The organism is Sandarakinorhabdus sp., from assembly GCF_031430775.1.
In the GTDB taxonomy this organism is placed as follows: Bacteria; Pseudomonadota; Alphaproteobacteria; order Sphingomonadales; family Sphingomonadaceae; genus Sandarakinorhabdus.
On the sequence record NZ_JANPCD010000052.1, the window covers coordinates 1 to 4,046 of the forward strand.

General features: G+C 66.5%; 3 protein-coding genes and 2 pseudogenes. 1 reads left to right on the forward strand and 4 read right to left on the reverse strand.

Features of this window, described 5'->3' with window-relative positions; translation table 11 throughout:
• Nucleotides 1–31: 31 nt before the first annotated feature.
• Nucleotides 32–103 (forward strand): annotated as a pseudogene (locus RMQ73_RS14205) (hypothetical protein); the annotation flags it as partial.
• A gap of 699 nt (nucleotides 104–802) precedes the next feature.
• Here the strand turns inward: RMQ73_RS14205 and RMQ73_RS14210 are convergent.
• From RMQ73_RS14210 to RMQ73_RS02905, 4 genes and pseudogenes are all read right to left on the reverse strand, one after another.
• A pseudogene (locus RMQ73_RS14210) lies at nucleotides 803–1,066 on the reverse strand (hypothetical protein); the annotation flags it as partial.
• Entirely contained in the window at nucleotides 1,063–2,292 is a 1,230-nt protein-coding gene (locus RMQ73_RS02895) for a dihydroorotase (RefSeq protein WP_310496485.1), read from the reverse strand. The gene RMQ73_RS02895 and the pseudogene RMQ73_RS14210, both read right to left, overlap by 4 nt.
• Complete coding sequence (locus RMQ73_RS02900; RefSeq protein WP_310496486.1) at nucleotides 2,289–3,287, reverse strand: aspartate carbamoyltransferase catalytic subunit; 999 nt, start codon at nucleotides 3,285–3,287, stop codon at nucleotides 2,289–2,291. The genes RMQ73_RS02895 and RMQ73_RS02900 overlap by 4 nt, the downstream gene beginning before the upstream one ends.
• Nucleotides 3,288–3,355: 68 nt before the next feature.
• A partial coding sequence (locus tag RMQ73_RS02905; protein ID WP_310496487.1) for a fused MFS/spermidine synthase occupies nucleotides 3,356–4,046 on the reverse strand: 691 nt, incomplete at its 5' end.

Consider the following 4,046-nt stretch of genomic DNA (forward strand, 5'->3'; position numbering starts at 1 on the left):
GAAGGCCCAGGCGCAGGCGGCGTGGGAACAGCTGAAGAAAAAGCACAAGAAGGACACGGCCAAATTGCGCCCGGCCTATGAGCCGGCGGGCCGCATCTTCAAGCTCCAGGCCGGCCCGTTCAAGACTCGCGACGACGCCAAGGACGCCTGCGCCAAGCTGGATGCGCCAGCCGCTGAGTTCGGGTTCAGGCTTGGCCTTGGTGCGCGCCGGCTTTTGCGCCAAAGCCTTGCTGGATGTCGGCTTTTCGGGCGGCGCGTCCTTCGCCGCATCCTCGGTTTCGGCACTGTCTTCATCGCTCGCGGTTGGCTCGGGTGCGGCAGCAGCATTGCGCTTGGCCGGCGCAAACGGCGGCAGTGCCGACGGCGTGACGGCACGGGTCGGCGCAGTACCGGTCGCGGGGCTGGCGCTGGCCATCTGCACAGCGGGCTGGAATTGACCGGGAATGCCCTTGCCGGCGGCGAGGCTGGCGGCGATTTCCCAGCCATTGGCCCGGTCGAGCGGCGGGATGACCAGCGACAATTCGTTCAGCGCCTTGACGGCTTCGGGCAGGTTCTGCCCGGCGCTGCGCACCAGATAGCCATAGGCCAGCGGCAGGGATTTTTGCGCGCCGTCGCCGTTCCAATGGACGACGCCCAGCACATATTGGGCGCGCATTTCCCCGCGATCGGCGGCCATTTTCAGCCATTTGATCGCTTCGGGTTTTTCGCCGGCCTGGAACAGCAGGATACCCAGATTGGCCTGGGCTGGAAGGTGCCCCTTGGTGGCAGCCTTGCGGTACCATTCGCGCGCCTGGCCCTTATCGAGCGGCACGCCCCGGCCCAGCTTGTTGGCCTGGCCCATGTTGAACATGGCGTCGGCATCGCCCTGGTCGGCAAACGGCTGCCACATGGCGACGGCGCCTGCCCATTCTTCCTTGCGCCACAGTTCGGCGCCCTGCTTGACGGATGCCTGCGGTGCAGCAGGCGCGGCGGGCGGGGGCGCCGGCACGGGCTTGCGGGGCTTGCGCGCCGCCAGCGCCGGGTCGGCAATCAAAGCCGCCGCGAGCAACAGCCAAAGCCTGTTCATGCGCGCCAAACCACATCTCCACCTTTGATCGTCAGTTTCACCATGCCGGAGACGGGAATCCCGTCGAACGGGGTGTTGCCGGCGCCGCAGAAACGGTCGCTGTCGATACGCCAGGGGGCGCGTTCGTCAAAGAGCATGAGGTCGGCCGGTGCGCCGAGTTGCAAGGTTCCACCGGACAAACCGAATAAACGCGCCGGTTCGATCGTCATCATCTCGATCAAACGGGGCAGATCGATCACCTCGTCGTGCACCAGCACCAGTCCGAGCGCGAGCAAGGTCTGCGCGCCGGCCATGCCCGGCCGAGCATCGGCAAAAGGCTGGCGCTTGTCTTCGGCGCTGCGCGGATCATGGCCGGACGCCATGACGCTGATGGTGCCATCGGCGATGGCTTCGATGACCGCCAGCCGATCGCTTTCGCTGCGCAGCGGCGGCGACAGCCGGGCAAAGCTGCGAAACCCCGACACGGCGGTTTCATTCAGCAGCACATGCGCCGGCGTGATGCCGGCCGTGACGCGCACGCCGCGCGCCTGCGCCGCGCGGATCAGCGCCAGCCCCTCGGCAGTGGTCACCTGCCGCAGATGCAGCCGGGCGCCCGCCGCCTCGGCAAGACGAATGTCGCGGGAGATGGCAAGGCTTTCGGCAAACGCCGGCGCAGCGGCAAGGCCAAGGCGCGTGGCGTAATCGCCCTCGGTCGCCACGGCGCCGGCGGTCATGGCCGCATCTTCGGGATGCGACACGACGGTCATGTCGAACGCACGGCTGTAAGTCAGCAGCCGGTGCATGACCGCGCTGCTGGCAATTGCGGTGCGACCCGTGGCGATACCGACAGCGCCGGCGGCCTGGCCAAGGCCGATTTCTGCCAGTTCATGGCCGGCAAGGTCGCGGGTAGCGGCGACCAGCGGGTGGACCCAGACGTCTGGCTTGCCGGATCCTTGCGCAAAGGCGATCAGCGCTGGATCATCCAGAGGCGGTGTCTGGTCGGGCATCAGCACGACGCGGGTAATGCCGCCGGCCTGCGCCGCCGCCGCATCGGCGCGGAACACACAGGCGTCGATGAGGCCGGGGCACAACACCAGGCCCGATGCCTCGATGACCTGCGCGCCGGCAGGCGGCGCGTCAGGGCCAAGGGCGATAATCACACGGTCCTGCACCAGCACATTGGCGATGCCGTCATGGCCGCTTTCAGGGCAGATGACCCGGGCGCCGGTAATTGCGAGCATGGTCATGCCCAACCCTCGATCCCGCGCCGACGGCGGGTCAGCACATCCAGACAGGCCATGCGCACGGCAACGCCCATTTCGACCTGCTGCGACACGGCAGAGCGCGCGATATCATCGGCGATGGCGCCATCGATTTCGACGCCCCGGTTCATCGGGCCGGGGTGCATGACCAGCACGTCATCGGCAGCGCGCGCCAGCCGGTCTTCGGTGAGGCCGAAAAAGCGGAAATATTCGCGGGTGGATGGCACATATGCGCCTTCGAAGCGTTCGGTTTGCAGGCGCAGCATCATCACGACATCGGCGCCGGCCAGGCCCTTGTCCATGTCGGTGAACGCCTCGACGCCGAATGTGTCGATGTTGGCGGGCAGCAGCGTCGGCGGCGCCACGGCGCGCACGGTGGCCCCAAGCGAGGCCAGCGCCATGAAGTTGGACCGCGCCACCCGGCTGTGCAGGATATCGCCGCAGATCGCCACGGTCAGCCCGGCGATACGGCCCTTGCGGCGGCGAATGGTCAGCGCATCGAGCAGCGCCTGCGTCGGGTGTTCGTGGCGGCCATCGCCGGCATTGAGGACGGGGCAGCCGACCTTTTGCGCGATGAGGCCGACGGCACCGGAACTGCCATGGCGGATAACGATCACGTCCGGATGCATGGCATCGAGCGTCAGCACCGTGTCGAGCAGCGTTTCGCCCTTTTTGACGCTGGAGCCGGAGACGCCGAGATTGACGACATCGGCACCAAGACGTTTTCCTGCGATTTCGAAGCTGAGCAGCGTGCGGGTGGAGTTTTCGAAAAAGGCGTTGATCTGGGTCAGGCCGGCAAGGCGGCTGTCGTGCTTGGCGGCCTTGCTGCGATTGAGCGCAATCCATTGTTCCGCCTCGTCGAGCAGGAACAGGATTTCCCAGGGCTTGAGATCGGCAATGCCCAGCAGATGCGAATGCGGAAACGGATGGGCGCCGCCGGCTATGGCCGGGTGGGAGTATGGGCGCGGTCCACCTTGCATGGCAGCGCGTGTAGCCGCCCCCGTCCCCAGCGGCAAGACAAGTGTGTCAGCGATGTGTCAGCGAACTGTCAGTGCGTGTCGCGGCGAAAACGCAGCACCGGCAGCACGCTGGCAAAATCATCGCGCCACACCGGCAGGGCGGCATCGGTTTCCACCGCGCGCCATTGCCCCGGCAACTGATCGAGCCGGGCCGTGCTGCGGCTCAGCACGATCCATGTCGATTGCGCGAACATCTGGCCGCGCGGCTGGGCGCCGACCGGGCTGTAGGTGCGGGCGCGGGCCTGCCAGCCGCCGTCCTTGGCGATGGCGGCAATCACCGGTTCCAGATTAAGGAAACGGTTGGAAATGTGGATGAGCAGCACGCCATCGTCGGCAAGGGTGCGGCCATAGACGGCAAAGGCTTCACGCGTCACCAGATGCAGCGGAATGGCGTCGGAGGAAAAGGCATCGACGGCAAGCAGGTTGAACGCGCCCCGAGGCTGATTGGCCAGTGTGAGGCGGGCATCGCCGATGGCGATTTTCATGTCCGGGGCGCAGCGGCTGATATAGCTGAAATCCTTGCGGGCGATGTTTTCGATGACCGGATCGATTTCGAACGCGGTCCAGGTCTGGCCAGGCTGGCGGTAACAGGCCAGCGTTCCGGCACCGAGGCCGACAAAGCCGATGCGCGCCGCCGGGCCGAACATCGCCGGAGCAGCCGCCATCGCCAGCCCGACACCGCTTTGCGGGGCATAGTAGGTCATCGGCACGGTTTTCATG